Genomic DNA, 15,401 nt, shown 5'->3' with positions numbered 1-15,401 from the left:
GCCCGGGCTCATTCGCCCCAGGAGACCATGTCCATCGGGTGCATGGTGCCCCAGATGCCAGTAGGAACGTTCATCAGTTTCTTGTCATATGCCGTGTGATAGGGCAGCGCGTTGATCCAGTAGACCGGCAGGTCGTTTGCGACGATCTGCTGGAACTCTGCATAAAGCTCTTTGCGCTTGGCCGGATCGCTTTCGATGGCGGCGGCGTTCAGCAGTTCATCGACCTTTGCATTGGCGTATTGCTGGGTGTTGGACCAGATCACGCCTTGGCGGATGTTGTCGCTGAGATAGGTACGGTGCACCCCGATCACCGGGTCGCCCCAGTTGAACACGATATCCATCGTCAGTTCGAAGTCATGGCCGCCAACCCGGCCGGCCCAGGTCGGGAAATCCGGCGCGGCGCGCACGGTGACGGCAATGCCGATCTTTTTCAGCTGCGATTTCATGTATTCGGCAATCGACTGCTGCTGTTCTTTGGGGCCGGGGATGAAATCAATGGTCAGTTCCATCCCGTCAGCAAACCCGGCTTCGGCCATCAGGGCCTTTGCCTTGTCCAGATCGGCATCATAGGCGGGGATGCTCTCGTCAAAGAAGGGCGAGCTTTCGATGATCGGACCCCGTTGCGGCGTGGAAACGCCCCTGTGCAACGCCTTGGTGATGAAGTCGCGATCCACCGCATAGGCAATCGCCTGACGCACCCGCACGTCGCTCAGCTTGGGCGAGGCGGTGTTGAAGGCCAGCCAGTTGAGCGGACCAACCGCAGCATAGCCTTCGGCGGTGACACCCAGATGGTCGGCTTTTTCAAGGCGGCGGATTTCCTGGCTGCCGGCCATGAAGGGGTACATATCCGCTTCGCCGTTTTCCATCGCGATCAGCAGCGCCGAGGGATCCTTGATGATGCGGACGATGATCTCATCCAGCTTGGGGCGCCCGTCGAGGAAGAAATTTGGGTTCTTCTTCAGAACGATGGCCTCGCCTGCCTTGAATTCCTCCAGCATGAAGGGGCCGGACCCGACAGGTTTGGAATTCATCGGGTGGGATTTGATGTCCTGCCCATCGTCGAACACGTGCTTGGGCAGGACTGGAGCCAGCGCGGGCGACAGCGCCAGCAGCAGCGCCGGGTGCGGATTGCTGAGGTTGATCACAACCGTATGCGCATCTGGCGTGTCGATGCTTTCGACCGGTGCGAACATGGATTTAAAAGGGTGGTTTTCCTTTGTGGTCAGGATGGAATAGGCCACATCTTCCGAGGTGATCGGCTCTCCGTCGTGAAAGGTGGCATTGTCGACCAGGTTCAGCGTGACGGTCAGGCCGTCCTCGGAGGTTTCCCAACTTTTCGCCAGATAGGGCTGCGGCTCCCAGTTTTCGTCATAACGGATGGGCGAGGCAAAAATCTGCGTCGACGGCACGGCGGTTGCGATGCCCGATTGCACCGCGCCGTTCAGGTGTCGCGGCACCTGACTGGAGGCGATGACCAGCGTGCCACCGTCGGCAAATGCGGGCAGGGCGGTAGAGGATAGTGCGGCAAATGCGGCCGCGCCCAAGAGGCGTGACATGAGTTTCATCTGGATCTCCCTGATCGTTTTTTTGCTGTTTCAATCAGGCTAGTCTCGCTCACTCGTCTCAGAAAACAGTCTTTTGCAGGGGTGAAAGTCTCATTTTTTAGCGGAAGATGTGAACAGAGGAGGGTGTTTCCTGCGGGTTAGAAAACAGTAAATCATCAAAATCCCCGCGCTCCGCCACCTCGCGGCAGGAGGCCAGAACCGATTTCACGATGGCAGATTTTTGTGACGCAGGCGTGTAAGCCACTCCATATTGTGGTGATTCCAGATCGCCCTTGATCGGGCGGGCGACATAGCCGCTTTGTCCGACGCGGTCGTTAGGGCCGCAGATATTCATCAGCGCATAGCCAAAGTTCGCTGCAACAAGCCCCCGCAGGACAGACGAGCTTTTGGTGGTATGCGCAATATTCGGGCGCAAGCCACGGGCTTCGAAAAGGCTGCAAAAATAGGCACGTGTCCCCGGTAGGTCCAGAAGGATCATCGGCAGTTCCGCCAGATCCTGAAGATCGACCTCCGGCTTTTGGGCCAAGGGTGACTCGTCGGGGATCAGTGCAATCGGTGTGGCCCGGAACATCGGAATGAAAGGCTGCGCCTCCGGCGTGGTGCGCCGGTAGGTCAGCGCCACATCAATGGCGCCGGAACTCAGCAGATCGGCAATCGACTGCATGTCGCCCTCTTTCAGCTCGATACTGATCGACGGGTAGTCTTCGGAAATCCGCTTCAGGATCGGCGGCAGCACATAAGGTGCGGTCGGGGCATAACAACCCATTCGCAGGGTCCCTGCCAGATCACCGGTCAGGGACATCAGATCCGATTCAAAAATCCTGGATTGTTCAAGAAACTCCTGAACCCGCTCGCCTACGGCCAGCCCGCTGCTGGTTGGTACGATCCCGCGCGCGGGCAGCCGCCGCAAGAGTTCAGTGCCCGTCGTTTGCTCGATCATGTCGATGGCTGCGGTGATCGAGGATTGCGAAATATTCATCTCGACAGCGGCCCGTGCGATGGAGCCGGTCCGCAGCGCCGCATCGAAGTAGCGAAGTTGTTTGAGCGTGAAACGCATATCAATTCCTGCATTTTTTGCGGGTTACCTCGACAGTAATTACATTTTTCCAATGTTCAAAGCTTGGATATCCCAAAGGGGAACCCAAAGGTGCTCCATGTCAAAAATCACTGTTTTCAAAGCAAAAAAAATCATCACTCAGGATCCGAACACTCCGGTAGCGACCCATGTCGCGGTGCAGGACGGTAAAATTCTGGCTGTTGGCGATGCCGATTGCGCGCAGCAATGGGGCGCTGTCGAACGCGATGACAGCCTCAGTCATGCGGTGCTGATGCCCGGTTTTGTCGAAGGTCATGCTCATATGATGGCTGGGGCGATGTGGAACTATGCCTATGCCGGATATCACGACCGGATCGACCCCGACGGGCGTATGTGGTCGGGCATGACGGACATTGGCGAGGTGATTTTCGGCCTCACGGAGTACGCCGGATCTCTGGGTGAGGACGTGCCACTGATCGGCTGGGGATTTGATCCGATTTTCCTGCCCACCGAGCGGCTGAATCGGCACCATCTGGATGAAATCAGCACCACCCGCCCGATTGCCATCATCTATTCCAATTTCCACCTGATGTGCGTGAACTCGAAGGCGCTGGAGCTGGCGGGATACAGCCGGGAAACAAATGCCGAAGGGGTTCTAAAGGATCCTGACGGCAGCCCGACCGGCGAGTTGCAGGAAATGGCAGCAATGTTCCCGGTGATGCGTCGGCTTGGCATCGATTTCCGCAGCCTGGCCCAGCAGGCGCCATCGATCCGGACCTATGGCGAGGTCGCCAAACGCGCGGGCGTCACCACCATCGCAGATCTCTTCTCTACCATGGAAGACAGCGATCTGGATGTCATGCTCGAGGTGACGGGCGCACCGGATTTCCCGGTCCGCATCGTGCCTGCGCAGGGTGCAATGGGGGCAACGCCCGAACAGATCGCCGCCCGGGCCAAGGATCTGCGCGCCCGCTCCACCGACAAGCTGCGCCTCGGGGCGGTCAAGCTGATGACCGATGGTTCGATCCAGGGCTGGACCGCGCGGGTGAAATGGCCCGGCTATGTGGGCGGACAGCCCAATGGCATCTGGAACACTGCACCCGATCAGATCTACGCCCTGTGCGAAGTGATGCAGCGTGAAGGCGTGCAGATGCATATCCACGTCAACGGTGACGAAGCTTCTGAGGTCGCCATTGATGCCATCGAGGCGGCTCTGCGCCGGGCGCCGGGGCAGGGGCATCGCCACGTGCTGCAGCATTGCCAGATGATGGGGCGTGATCAGTTCGAACGCTGTGCGGAACTGGGGATCTGCACCAATATCTTTGCCAATCATATCTGGTACTTCGGGGATCAGCACGCAGAGGCAACCATTGGCGAGGATCGCGCCCTGCGGATGGATTCTTGCCGGAGCGCGCTGGACGCAGGTGTGCATATGACGATCCATTCCGATGCCCCGGTAACGCCGCTGGCGCCGCTGTTCACCGCATGGTGCGCCGTCAATCGCCAGACCATGAGCGGCCGGACCCTGGGCGCGGCGCAACAGATCACGGTGGAAGAGGCCCTGCATGCGATCACCCTTGGCGCGGCCTATACTCTGCGCCTTGATGATGAGATCGGCAGTATCGAGACTGGTAAGAAAGCCGATTTCGCAGTGCTGGGGGAGGACCCGACCGCGGTGGACCCGGTGGCGCTGAAGGACGTGCCGGTTCTGGGCACAGTGTCGGGCGGTCAGGTGCATCTGCTGTGACCCGCCATGATTGACAGCCGCCTGCCAATGACCGTGATCGGGGGGTACCTCGGAGCGGGCAAGACCACGCTGATCAACCGCCTTCTATCGGCACCGCATGGCCAGCGTCTGATGGTTCTGGTCAATGATTTCGGCGCCATCAATATCGATGCCGAACTTCTGCACAGCGCCGATGAGGATACGCTGACCCTGACCAATGGCTGCGTCTGCTGCACCATGGGGGCGGACCTTTTCATGGCGATTGCCGATGTGCTCGACCGCGATCCGCGCCCGGATCACCTGATCGTCGAGGCCAGCGGCATTGCTGATCCGCAAAAGATTGCCAATGCCGCCGTGGCAGAGCCAGAGATGCGTTTTGGCGGCATCGTGACCGTGGTCGATGCGGGCAGCTATCAGAGCCTTTCCAGCGATACGTTGATCGGCCCGCAGATCCGCGATCAGGTGGCCTGCGCTGATCTGGTGCTGGTCAGCAAGGTGGACGAAATTCCTTCGGCGGTGGCCCTTGGGTTGGCCGCCGACAGCCGGTCGGCCCCGGTTCTGCTGAGCGATGCAGACCATGTGGCCGAACTGCTGCTGTTGCAGCCGGACCCTGGCAGCAAGCCGCAGCGGAGGACACGGCCACACCCGGATTACATGCATTGGCATTACAGCGCGGATATCGTTCTCAGCCGGGAGGAACTCGCCCTGATCGTTGAGACCCGCCCACCCGGCTTGTTCCGGATCAAGGGGTTCGTGCGTGGCAGGCCGGGGCGGGGCTGGCTTATTCAGGTGGTTGGGCAGGACGTTAGCATTACTCCGGCTGACGTGCCCGGTGACACGCATCTGGTCGGGATCGGCCTCTCCGCTCAGGTCACGGTGCAGGACTGTGAGGTATGGTGGCAGGGGGCAGAGCAGCTCTCTGTGGCACCTGCCAAGGCGGATTGAGGTCGATCAAGGACAGCGCAGCCCGCCCCTAGTATTCCTGTATCCGCATTCGCTGGCTATGAACCGAATGTGGATACGGGCATGCGACAGGAGGCGGCTGCAATGACGCTTTTCAAAGATCGAACAGATGCGGGGCAGGCCCTTGCGGCCGAACTGTCTGGCAAAGGGTATCAAGACCCGGTGATCCTTGCGCTGCCGCGCGGCGGCGTTCCAGTCGCGGCCGAAGTTGCGCGCGCGCTGAATGCCCCGATGGATCTGATCATGGTCCGCAAGATCGGCGCTCCTGAGCAACCCGAACTCGCTGTGGCGGCAGTGGTGAACGGCTCGGAGCCAAAGATTGTCACAAACCGGGAAATCGCCAGATCCTTTGGCCTTGCGGCGGCGGATATCAAACGGATGTCACAGCCCCGGTTGGAGGAAATCAGGCGCCGCCGGGACGTCTATCTGAAAGGGCGCAAGCAGGTGCCGCTTAGGGGGCGGACGGCGATTGTCGTGGATGATGGCATCGCCACCGGGGCCACGGTCCGGGCTTCGCTGCGGGCCGTGCGTGCGCGCAAACCGGCGCGGCTGGTGCTGGCGGTGCCGGTGGCGCCGCGCGATGTCGCCGAGAGTTTGCGCGACGAAGTGGATGAGCTGATCTGTCTGAAAATGCCTTTTCCTTTCGGTTCAATTGGGCGCTTCTACAGCGATTTTTCGCAGACCTCGGATGGAGAGGTCGTCCGCCTTCTGGATGCGGCGGCCAAGGCAACCTCCGCAGAAACGCCCTGAGATAGGGCTAAGGCAACGCGTCCGGTGGTCCCTTCAAGGATCGTGTCTGCCCGCGCTTTCACCCAAGGCTTGTGTCTGGGCACTGGCGGGGTGATCGCAAGTATGCCACCTTTCCCACACCCTTGCTGAACCAAATCAGGAGCTTGCATGTCTGATACGGCACTGTCGCCCGATGAACTGAGACGGGTCTGCGATCCGACGGAGTTCGAGTTTGCAACCACCGCCGATCTTGAGCCGCTTGAAGGGCCGCTGGGCCAGGGCCGGGGAATGGAGGCGATCCGCCTGTCGGCGCAGATGAAACACCGCAGGTTCAATCTTTATGTGCAGGGTCCACGGGGCAGTGGCCGTAAATCCGCCGTGCTGCGCGTGTTGGAGGAAGAGGCCGCCAGCCGCCCCATTCCAAAGGACTGGGTCTATGTGCAGAACTTTGAGGACGCCGATCAGCCCAACGCCATTTGTCTGCCGCGCGGGCAGGGCGTGCGGCTGCGCAACGCGATGGCCCGGCTGCTTGAGGAGTTGGCCAATCATATCCCGGCGCTGCTGGTGTCCGAAGACTACCAGAACAAGCGGATGGCGCTGGAGCAGGATTACAATGCGCGGCGCGAAGAGGCCTTTGATGCGCTGCGTCAGAAGGCCGAAGCCAGGAATGTCGCGATCCTGAGTACGCCGATGGGGTTTTCCCTGGCCGCAAAACGCGACGATGAGATCGTCAAACCGGAGGTGATCGAAAAGCTGCCCGAAGAAGAGCGGATACAGATCCGCGACGCGGTTGCGGAAATTCAGAGCGAGCTGGAGGATTTCCTTCTGGACCAGCCCGAACTGGAGCGGGAACAGCGCGATGCGTTGACCCGGCTCAATGCGGAAATGGCGCGGATCGCAGTGGATGCCGCCGTCGACAGGGCCTGTCGCGGTTTTGTCGAGATTGACGAGCTTGGTCCGTATTTCACGGCCCTGCGGGATGATCTGGTGGCCCATGCGGATCTGTTCTTGTCACTGGACCTGGGGCGCTCCAAGGCGCCGTTTCCCGCCGGGCTGGCTGCCTTGCGCGAGGATCCGCAGTTTCACCGCTATCATGTCAATGTTGTGGTGACCCATGAGGGAGATGCGGACCGGGCGCCGGTGGTTGAGGAAAGCCTGCCGACGCTGGCCAATCTGACGGGGCAGATCGACTACATGGCGATGCAGGGTGTGCTGGTCACCGATTTTACCCAGATCAAACCGGGGGCATTGCATCGGGCAAACGGGGGCTTTCTGGTGCTGGACGCCCGCCGGGTGTTGGCGGAACCCCTGGCTTGGGATGCGCTGAAACGCTGTTTGGAAACAGAGGCGGTCCATGTGATCACCCCGGGTGAACGGCTGGGGCTGATTTCGACCACCACGATGAAACCCGAACCGATCCCGCTGGATGTGCGGGTTGTGCTGGTTGGGGATCGTATGCTGCACATGCTGCTGGCGGAATACGATCCGGATTTTGACAAGTTCTTCCGCGTGACCGCTGATTTCGGGCCTGACATGGTGCGCGATGCGGACAGTATTGCGCTGTTTGCCCGCCGGCTTGCGGCGCTGGTGGAGGAAGAGGCGCTGCGCCCGGTGACCGCTGATGGTGTGGCGGCGCTGATCGATGCCGCCTCGCGCGCCTCGGCGGATCAGGAAAAGCTGAGCCTTCGGATCGAGACCTTGTGGGATATCCTGCGTGAAGGCAATCACTACGCCCGCCAGGAGGGCGCTGAGGCCATTTCGGCAAAACATGTGAATGGCGCCATCACTGCTGCCGAAGAACGCCGTGGTCTGATCCGCGACCGGATGCGCGAGATGATCGCGCGGGAGCAGATCCTGATTTCCACCCGGGGCAGTGAAATCGGTCAGATCAACGGGCTGACCGTTTCGGCGCTGGGCGAAGAAAGCTTTGGCGCGCCGGTGCGGATCACCGCCCGCGTTCGCGTAGGGTCCGGACGTGTTGTTGATATTGAGCGCGAGGCCAAGCTGGGCGGCCCGATCCATTCCAAGGCGGTGCTGATCCTCTCTGGCTACCTGGCGGCGCGCTATGTACCGGACGCACCCCTGTCGCTTTGGGCCAGCCTCGTTTTCGAGCAAAGTTATGGCGGCGTCGAAGGCGACAGCGCGTCGTTGGCAGAGCTCTGCGCCCTGATGTCGGCCCTTGCCGAGGTGCCAATCTCACAGTCCTTTGCGGTGACCGGATCGGTGAACCAGATGGGCGATGTCCAACCCATTGGCGGCGTGAATGAGAAGATCGAAGGGTTTTTCGAGGTCTGCCGTACCGAGGGGCTGACAGGCCGTCAGGGGGTTCTGATCCCGCGCAGCAATGTGGAGAACCTCATGTTGAAACCCGAGGTGGTGGAGGCAGTGCGCGCCGGGCAGTTCCAGATCCACGCGGTCAGCCATGTGGATGAGGCCATCGAACAGCTGACCGGCCTGCCTGCCGGGCTGCGTGATCTGCACGGGGCCTTTGAAGACGGGTCGGTCAATGCCAATATCGAGGTCAAACTGCTGGATTTCGCACAGACGCGCGCTGCCATGGGTGGATCATACGAGGCGCCGAACTCTCCGGATCCAGAGGACTGATCCCGGAAGGTCAGGACGCGCTACGCGTCATTTCCATTGCATTTCGGCCCCGGTTAGGGAAATCAGCAACGTATCCTGCGGCATCTGGCCAAGGCCTTCGAACATCTTGATATAATTGAGGTTCGAGTGAATTTCGGCGATCTTGTCGTCCTTAATCCGGAACATCATCTGGCCGTCAAAATCAAAAGGCGGGCGTGTGGGGTGTTTCGTGACAGCTACCGTGAAACAGGTAATTACCCAGTCGCCTAGCTCTTCGAAGACGGAAAAGGACACCTCTGGTGTGCATTCAAGGCGCGCTTTCAGGGCCGAGACGATATCGATGGACCTGAAATCCTTGTCTGCCAGATTGGACACCGGGCCACTCGCCTTTGCACCGGTTGAAAACATCTCGTCCTGTATTTGGTCGTTGTTCCGGTACCAGATTTCCTCGAACCAAAACCGCACCAACTCTGCCTTGCTTCCCACCAGTTATTCACCTGTTTAGAGTTCCCGTTTGGCGGGATTTTATGCCGTGTTTACGACCGCCGTCGAGAGCATGAATACGTCGGTCGCGACCTGTGTCAAAAAGGCCAAAATCGGGCGGGTTGGCTGCCCTGTGGTTATTCTGGGCAGGCGCGGATTGAGCTGCTAGCCTGATCGAGGTCTCGGGTTTCAATCGCAAATGCGGGGCACAGCGGGGCAGGGATCGGGGAATCCGGGTGCAATTGAGGAGTTGCGCAGCCTGCCGCGCGTCGGGAGGGGAAACGATGAAACACGCTGAGCAACAGGCAGATGTCATTATCGTCGGGGCGGGGCTGGCCGGACTGGTGGCCGCCGCCGAACTGGCGGACCGGGGCAAGACGGTCATGATCGTCGATCAGGAACCCGAAGGTTTTCTTGGCGGGCAGGCCTTCTGGTCGCTGGGCGGGCTGATGCTGATCGACAGCCCCGAACAGCGCCGCATGGGGATCCGTGACAGTCGCGAATTGGCCTATTCTGACTGGATGGGCAGCGCCGGTTTCGATCGTGACGAAGACCTCTGGCCGCGCAAATGGGCCGAAAGCTATATCAATTTTGCGGCCGGTGAGATGCGGCCCTGGCTGCATGACATGGGCATGCGCTGGTTTCCCATCGTCGGCTGGGCCGAGCGGGGCGGCTCCTTTGCTTCGGGGCATGGCAATTCGGTGCCGCGGTTCCATCTGACCTGGGGCGTGGGTCCCTGCACGCAGGAGCCGTTCGAGCGCCGGGTCAGGGAGCATGAAAAGGCGGGGCGTATTGCCCTTAAATTCCGCCACCGCTGCTCGCATCTGCTGATGCAGAACGGCGCCTGCACGGGCATCAGCGGCGAGGTTCTTGCCGAAGACACCAGCGCCCGCGGGCAGAAGACCAACCGCGAGGTCATTGGCGATTTTGAATTGCGCGCAGCCAGCGTGGTGGTGGCCTCGGGCGGGATCGGTGGCAACCTGGAACTGGTGCGCAAGGCCTGGCCGACGGACCGGCTGGGGGCCGCGCCAAAACACATGATCGCAGGCGTTCCCGCCCATGTGGACGGCCGTATGGTCGCGATCACCCAGCAGGCCGGTGGCCATGTGATCAACGCCGACCGCATGTGGCATTACACCGAAGGCGTGAAGAACTGGGATCCGATCTGGCCGAACCATGGCATCCGGATCCTGCCGGGACCGTCCTCAATGTGGTTCGATGCGACCGGCAAGCGTTTCGCGCCGCCTGCCATGCCGGGCTTCGACAGTCTTGGCACGCTGAAGGCCATTCTGGCCACGGGCTATGATTATTCCTGGTTCATCACCACGCAGAAAATCATCAAGAAAGAATTTGCATTATCCGGATCAGAGCAGAACCCGGACCTTGCCTCCAAAAGCTGGAAACAGGTCCTAAAACAGCGACTTTTGAACAAGAAGGCGACCCCCAACGTGGAAGCCTTCAAGGAGCACGGCGAGGATTTTGTCGTAGCTGACCGGCTGGAGGATCTGATCGCCAGGATGAATGCACTGCAAGGGAACAGCCTGCTGGATGCCGGAAAAATACGGGACGAAATCACTGCCCGGGACGCGCAGATCGACAACCCGTTCTCAAAAGACGCCCAGATGATGGCGATCCACGCGGCCCGCAATTATCGCGGTGACAGGCTGATGCGCACGGCAAAGCCGCACCGGATCCTGGATCCCGACAACGGTCCGCTGATCGGGGTCCGGCTCAGCATCATCACTCGCAAGACGCTGGGCGGTCTTCAGACCGATCTGAATGGGCAACTGGTCGATGCCAATGGCAAGACCATTCCCGGCCTTTTCGCCGCGGGAGAGGTCGCCGGGTTCGGCGGCGGTGGCTATCATGGCTATAACGCGCTCGAGGGCACGTTTCTGGGCGGCTGTATTTTTTCGGGCCGCCAAGTGGGACGGGCGGACAGCATTGCCTGATGACCGGGATTAGTCCTCTAAGTAATTCGCCAGATAGGAATCCAGCAGGGTGAGAAACTCCTGCGCGTAGATATCAGCGTTTTCTGGGTTGGACTGAGCCGCGATCATATCCTCCATGGCAACCGCGATCTGCAGTACCGTCTGGGCCACCACCTTTGGATCGCCCCCATGAAACCCGTCCTGACCGCGTTTCCAGCGCATTTCCATTAGTTCGGTGGTGTATTCACGTTCCCGGTCTCGGGCAGCGACTGCTGGACGGGCCGAGACGAAATACATCAGCAGCAGACGGTAGTAAGGATTGTTCCGTACATAGTCTCTCTGGGTAAGGATGATGTGATGCAACCTGTCGCGCCAGCCCGGTCTTGTTTCGGTGTTTTCCAGCGTCTCCAGAACCTTGTCCCGCAGTTCCTGCGCGCTTTGCAGGTAGAGCTCGCGCAACACATGCTCCACATCGGAGAAATAGCGGTAAATGGAGCTGACCGGGATCCCGGCATGAGTGGCAATCTGTGTGGTCGTGATCGTTTGCACCGGATGATCTGACAAGAGATCAGCCGTAGCGGTCAGAATGATGTGGATCCGCTGGACAGCGCGGGCCTGTTTCGGCGTGTTCCGTGTTTTCAGCGGACCAAAGACCATGGGTGTTTGTGCGGACGGGGTCATCTTACAGTCTCAGCAGTTGGGCCAGGGCGGCTGCCGAATGGCCTTGCTGTGGCGTCGGCGCGGCCTCTTGGGCTTTGATCAGGTCGTAAAGGGCACTGTTGATGGGCGCCGGACAGTCGGCAGCTGCGGCCAAGCGCAGGATTTCGCCGGTGATCGCATCGATTTCGGTGGGCCTGCCCGCGGCCAGATCGACGGCCATGGAGGTCATCGACGCCGGATCGAGTTTCTGAAGCCGCAGCAATGTCCTATTGAACAGCGCGTCGGGCAAACGCAGCAACCATTGCACCAGCCGCGGGGAGAGGGGACCGACGGTCTGCCAGGTAACCCCTGCTTCGTCATAGACCCGGAGCGCTTCGCGCAGCGTGGCCGCGTATATCCGGCGGTACCCCGATTGGCAGAGCATGGCATGAAGTGGCAGGCCGCTGAGGGCATTGATCGGATTGATCAGGTTCAACAGCAGCTTGCCGTATTGAATGGGCTTCAGCGCATCCTGCAGCTCTGCCGGGGCGCCGGTGGGCGCGATGATCTCGGCAAGGGCAGTGCTGACTGGGGTGCGTTCCAACTTCAGCTGCCCGGCGCTGGACCGATGCAGGTGGTTGCCGGATGCCCAGACTACATTGAAGGGCACCATACCGGCGATGACCGGATGAGCGGGAAGGGCGGCACCCAGCTGCTCCACCGCGGACACTCCGTTCAGCAGGCAGAGGATTGGCGTTCCTTCGGCGGCGTAGGCGCGGATCTCTTCGATCGCCCGCTCCAGCCCGATGGATTTGAGCGTCAGCACGATAAGATCGGCCTCTGACAAGGCCTCGGGGCTGTCGTGCAGGTCCAGAAGCGACAAGTCAGTGTCCGCCGCCGTGCCGCCGGTCAGTCGCAGCGGTCCGGCACCGATCTGTGCCCAAGTGGCGTCGCGTCCGATCAGGCCTATACGCCCGCCCGCCGCCTGCACGGCCGCTGCCCAATGCGCGCCGAGGAAACACCCGATCGCTCCGGCGCCCAGAAAGACAACTCTGCGGGGTGTCACGTTCAATCGAGCGTTCTCCAGACCGAGGCCAGGTCAGACAGTGGAATAAGAAATGGATAGCGCGCTCTGCCCCCTGACGCGCCGTGCGGCAGTTCTACAATCATTCACCGTTCCGCGGAAATATTTTCCCGTTTTGCGTTAAAATATTGGTTCATAGGCTGATGTGATGCTGCGCAAACGCCCTATTTGCCGAGGTTCAGAGCAATTTAAGGGCACTGCGGAGGCCATGACTGCCGGTAAACTTTGGACAGTTCATTGGTGTGCTGGGCGTCAGCGCAGGTTGGCGATGTTTTCCACCAGCGAAGTGCAGGCATCTGCGATATGCGCCCGGGTCAGTTCCGCAGCGAGGGCAGCATCGCCGGTACTGCAGGCCTCAAGAATGGCAAGATGCTCTTCATGGGCGCGCTGCATGCCGTTGGATAGCACCAGCTGCGCGCGCAAATATCTGTCGACCCGGTCCATGGCATTGTCGATCACATCGAGATGATATTGCAGGCCGCTAGCAGCGTAGAGCTGCGAATGGAAATCCCGGTTCAGCTGGCCCCAGGTCAGGGGATCGTCCGATGCGGAAAACGCTTCCAGACACTGGCGGGCCTGCTCCAGGACCTCTGGCGTCATCTGCGGGACCGCGCGGCGGATCACTTCGGGTTCGATCAGCGCCCGCAGATCAAAAATCTCCTGTGCCTCTTCCGGGGAAAGGCCAGACACAACCGCGCCCTTGTACCGCTGGGTCTTGACCAGTCCCTGTTCCTCAAGCCGCGAGATTGCCTCGCGGACGGGGATCCGGCTGGTGTTGAACAGCCCGGCGATTTCATCCTGCCGCAGCGGTTCGCCCTCTTTCAGGTCACCTTCGATGATGGCCTTGCGCAGGGCTTCGAAAACGATCGACGAGGCCGAGGCGGTTTTCGAGATATCGACGGGGTTCAGCTTCATTCGGTTTGGCTCCTCCTGAAGCCTTGATAGGATCTTTTGCGGGTTCTGCAAAGGTTTGGCCGCAATTATCCGCTGCAGACCCAGGACAGGTCGCGCGCGGAAATCGCTTGCAGAGGCAAGCAGGGAGGAAAGGCGGTGGAGGGACGTGCCTGCCTTTTACGGGCGGTCCGTGCCAAAACCAGCGGTCGTGAAGCTGCCTGTCAGGGCGGCGGAGGCGGTCTGCGGAGTGGTGGCCGCGCGGCTAGCCATCCGTTCAAGGTTCACGATGGTCGAGAGCATGATCCGATCATGGCTCCAGTCGGCAGGGCGTTGCAGCAACAGCGCTGTTGTCATCACCGCAGCAACCATCAGGCCCGAGATGACGGCCCAGCCCAGCGGGCTGGCTTTTGCGCTCTGGCCGGCGGTCACGGCGAGCAGGCGGCGCTCCAGCGCTGATGCGCCACGAGCTGTTTCGCGGCGATCCACCAGGGCCACCGCAGGGCTGCGGCGGGCAAACAGTACCGGGTCCTTGGCCGCATGGGCGCAGGCGCGGATCAGGCATTCGCAATAGGCGCGCAGATCGAAATGAGGCCGTGCCATCATCGCCTGATCGCAGGCAAATTCACGCAGCAGCCGCACTTCGCGGCGCCACAGGTAAAAGGCGGGATTCCAGAACAGCAGCGGTCGCAGCGCATCGAGGAGAAATTCGCATTCGATGTCGCGCTGCCGGAAGTGCTGCAATTCATGTGCGACGGTCAGGCGCAGATCCTGCGGATCCTCCAGCAGGGCGGTCGGCAGAACGACGTAGCGCGTAAAAAGACTGCGGGTGGAATAGGCGACGCGGGCCTGATCCGACAACAGCAGCCGCACGCTGCCGATGCGCTTCCAGGCAAAGGCCTGCCGCAGGCTGCTCCGCAGGCGCAGGACCGACACCGCCAATTGCGCCGTGCAGAAGGCCGCGCCAACGGCCAAAGCGGCCAGCGTCGCCTGTGCCCAGAGAGGTCGATCGCTGGTCAGGGTGCGAACCAGATTCTCGCGCAGGCCCAGAAGATCCTCGAACCGGGTTGCGCTCATCCCGACATGACCCTGCAGATATTGCGCAACCAGAAGGTCCGACAGATTGGGCGGATGGGCAAAGACCAGGCTGGTCAGGGCCAATACCAGCAGCGGAGACAGCGCGAGCAGCAGCGTCACCGTGTTCAACAGCTGCAATTGCGGACGGTAGGTTGAGCCGAAAGCGCTGCGGGACAGCAGTTTTCGCGCGACCAGCCAGAGCGCCGCGCCCGCAAACAGCAGCAGGTTCAGATCAAGATAGGCATTCAGTAGAGCATCAGGTTGCATTGTCCCCCAGCCTTTCCTCCAGAAGCGCTCTCATCTCTTCGAGCATTTCGTCGGTCACGTCCTCATCATCGACAAGCCGGGCAACAAGGGCGGCCGGGGCTCCGTTGAAGAGTTTGCTCGAAAGGTTTTTCAGAGATGTTTTCTGGTACTCTGCCTTGGGAACAGCGGGGCGGTAGACCAGCGACCGGTCGGCCCGTTCACTGGTAAGAAAACCCTTCTGCTCCATGATTTTCAGGACCGTTGCGACCGAGGTATAGGCGCGTTCCTGCACCTTGTTCAGCTCGGCCAGAATATCGCGCACGGTGCCGCCGCCGGTTTCCCAGACCATGGTCATGAACTCCAGTTCCACTTCGGTGAGGAGCGATTTGTCCTGTTTCTTTCGCATGCGCGCAGTTGCCTGATCCATTTTGGTCTTCCGCTTATGCTA

Annotated in this window: 13 protein-coding genes; 5 read left to right on the top strand and 8 right to left on the bottom strand. The window is 60.6% G+C overall.

The features are described from left to right. Positions 1-8 precede the first annotated feature (8 nt). Positions 9-1,565: an ABC transporter substrate-binding protein gene (locus JL2886_RS06345; RefSeq protein WP_065271237.1), complete on the bottom strand. Its 1,557-nt coding sequence runs from the start codon at positions 1,563-1,565 to the stop codon at positions 9-11. A 97-nt stretch (positions 1,566-1,662) separates the two neighbouring features. Then, positions 1,663-2,622 (bottom strand): LysR family transcriptional regulator, encoded by a 960-nt coding sequence (locus JL2886_RS06340; protein ID WP_065271236.1) that lies wholly within the window; start codon positions 2,620-2,622, stop codon positions 1,663-1,665. A 97-nt stretch (positions 2,623-2,719) separates the two neighbouring features. On the opposite strand from JL2886_RS06340, the gene JL2886_RS06335 reads away from it, so the two are divergent. The 4 genes from JL2886_RS06335 to JL2886_RS06320 all read left to right on the top strand — a co-directional run bounded on the left by JL2886_RS06335 (position 2,720) and on the right by JL2886_RS06320 (position 8,623). Further along, the gene (locus tag JL2886_RS06335; protein ID WP_065271235.1) at positions 2,720-4,348 is read left to right on the top strand and encodes an amidohydrolase; all 1,629 of its coding nucleotides are present in this window, start codon (positions 2,720-2,722) and stop codon (positions 4,346-4,348) included. A gap of 6 nt (positions 4,349-4,354) precedes the next feature. Further along, positions 4,355-5,272: a CobW family GTP-binding protein gene (locus JL2886_RS06330; RefSeq protein WP_065271234.1), complete on the top strand. Its 918-nt coding sequence runs from the start codon at positions 4,355-4,357 to the stop codon at positions 5,270-5,272. A 102-nt stretch (positions 5,273-5,374) separates the two neighbouring features. Beyond that, on the top strand, positions 5,375-6,040 hold the full coding sequence (locus JL2886_RS06325; RefSeq protein WP_065273567.1) for a phosphoribosyltransferase: 666 nt from the start codon (positions 5,375-5,377) through the stop codon (positions 6,038-6,040). A gap of 147 nt (positions 6,041-6,187) precedes the next feature. Then, positions 6,188-8,623: a Lon protease family protein gene (locus JL2886_RS06320; RefSeq protein WP_065271233.1), complete on the top strand. Its 2,436-nt coding sequence runs from the start codon at positions 6,188-6,190 to the stop codon at positions 8,621-8,623. 27 nt (positions 8,624-8,650) lie between these two features. On the opposite strand, the gene JL2886_RS06315 is transcribed toward JL2886_RS06320, so the two are convergent. Further along, the gene (locus tag JL2886_RS06315; RefSeq protein ID WP_065271232.1) at positions 8,651-9,088 is read right to left on the bottom strand and encodes a nuclear transport factor 2 family protein; all 438 of its coding nucleotides are present in this window, start codon (positions 9,086-9,088) and stop codon (positions 8,651-8,653) included. 281 nt (positions 9,089-9,369) lie between these two features. Here JL2886_RS06315 and JL2886_RS06310 point away from each other — a divergent pair, with 281 nt between their 5' ends. After that, on the top strand, positions 9,370-11,037 hold the full coding sequence (locus tag JL2886_RS06310; protein WP_065271231.1) for an FAD-binding dehydrogenase: 1,668 nt from the start codon (positions 9,370-9,372) through the stop codon (positions 11,035-11,037). A 9-nt stretch (positions 11,038-11,046) separates the two neighbouring features. On the opposite strand, the gene JL2886_RS06305 is transcribed toward JL2886_RS06310, so the two are convergent. The 5 genes from JL2886_RS06305 to JL2886_RS06285 form a co-directional block, all read right to left on the bottom strand. Beyond that, positions 11,047-11,697 carry a TetR/AcrR family transcriptional regulator gene (locus tag JL2886_RS06305; protein WP_065271230.1) on the bottom strand — a complete coding sequence of 217 codons (651 nt, stop codon included), beginning with the start codon at positions 11,695-11,697 and terminating at the stop codon, positions 11,047-11,049. Between the two features lies 1 nt (position 11,698). Continuing rightward, positions 11,699-12,721: a 2-dehydropantoate 2-reductase gene (locus JL2886_RS06300; protein WP_165832676.1), complete on the bottom strand. Its 1,023-nt coding sequence runs from the start codon at positions 12,719-12,721 to the stop codon at positions 11,699-11,701. Between the two features lie 270 nt (positions 12,722-12,991). After that, positions 12,992-13,654 carry a GntR family transcriptional regulator gene (locus JL2886_RS06295; RefSeq protein ID WP_065271228.1) on the bottom strand — a complete coding sequence of 221 codons (663 nt, stop codon included), beginning with the start codon at positions 13,652-13,654 and terminating at the stop codon, positions 12,992-12,994. A gap of 156 nt (positions 13,655-13,810) precedes the next feature. Then, positions 13,811-14,974 carry a M56 family metallopeptidase gene (locus JL2886_RS06290; RefSeq protein WP_065271227.1) on the bottom strand — a complete coding sequence of 388 codons (1,164 nt, stop codon included), beginning with the start codon at positions 14,972-14,974 and terminating at the stop codon, positions 13,811-13,813. Beyond that, a complete protein-coding gene (locus JL2886_RS06285; RefSeq protein ID WP_065273566.1) occupies positions 14,964-15,359 on the bottom strand; it encodes a BlaI/MecI/CopY family transcriptional regulator in 396 nt (131 codons plus the stop codon). The genes JL2886_RS06290 and JL2886_RS06285 overlap by 11 nt, the downstream gene beginning before the upstream one ends. Positions 15,360-15,401: the final 42 nt, after the last annotated feature.

Source organism: Phaeobacter gallaeciensis (assembly GCF_001678945.1).
In the GTDB taxonomy this organism is placed as follows: Bacteria; Pseudomonadota; Alphaproteobacteria; order Rhodobacterales; family Rhodobacteraceae; genus Phycobacter; species Phycobacter gallaeciensis_A.
The sequence above is the reverse complement of the archived record's forward strand: the minus strand, read 5'-3'. Positions and strand labels throughout refer to the sequence as shown.

Coding starts and splice junctions, on each gene's coding strand:
- JL2886_RS06310 (WP_065271231.1), top strand. CDS start 9,370: ATGAAACACGCTGAGCAACAGGCAGATGTCATTATCGTCGGGGCGGGG.
- JL2886_RS06345 (WP_065271237.1), bottom strand. CDS start 1,565: ATGAAACTCATGTCACGCCTCTTGGGCGCGGCCGCATTTGCCGCACTA.
- JL2886_RS06330 (WP_065271234.1), top strand. CDS start 4,355: ATGATTGACAGCCGCCTGCCAATGACCGTGATCGGGGGGTACCTCGGA.
- JL2886_RS06325 (WP_065273567.1), top strand. CDS start 5,375: ATGACGCTTTTCAAAGATCGAACAGATGCGGGGCAGGCCCTTGCGGCC.
- JL2886_RS06290 (WP_065271227.1), bottom strand. CDS start 14,974: ATGCAACCTGATGCTCTACTGAATGCCTATCTTGATCTGAACCTGCTG.
- JL2886_RS06335 (WP_065271235.1), top strand. CDS start 2,720: ATGTCAAAAATCACTGTTTTCAAAGCAAAAAAAATCATCACTCAGGAT.
- JL2886_RS06320 (WP_065271233.1), top strand. CDS start 6,188: ATGTCTGATACGGCACTGTCGCCCGATGAACTGAGACGGGTCTGCGAT.
- JL2886_RS06305 (WP_065271230.1), bottom strand. CDS start 11,697: ATGACCCCGTCCGCACAAACACCCATGGTCTTTGGTCCGCTGAAAACA.
- JL2886_RS06340 (WP_065271236.1), bottom strand. CDS start 2,622: ATGCGTTTCACGCTCAAACAACTTCGCTACTTCGATGCGGCGCTGCGG.
- JL2886_RS06295 (WP_065271228.1), bottom strand. CDS start 13,654: ATGAAGCTGAACCCCGTCGATATCTCGAAAACCGCCTCGGCCTCGTCG.
- JL2886_RS06285 (WP_065273566.1), bottom strand. CDS start 15,359: ATGCGAAAGAAACAGGACAAATCGCTCCTCACCGAAGTGGAACTGGAG.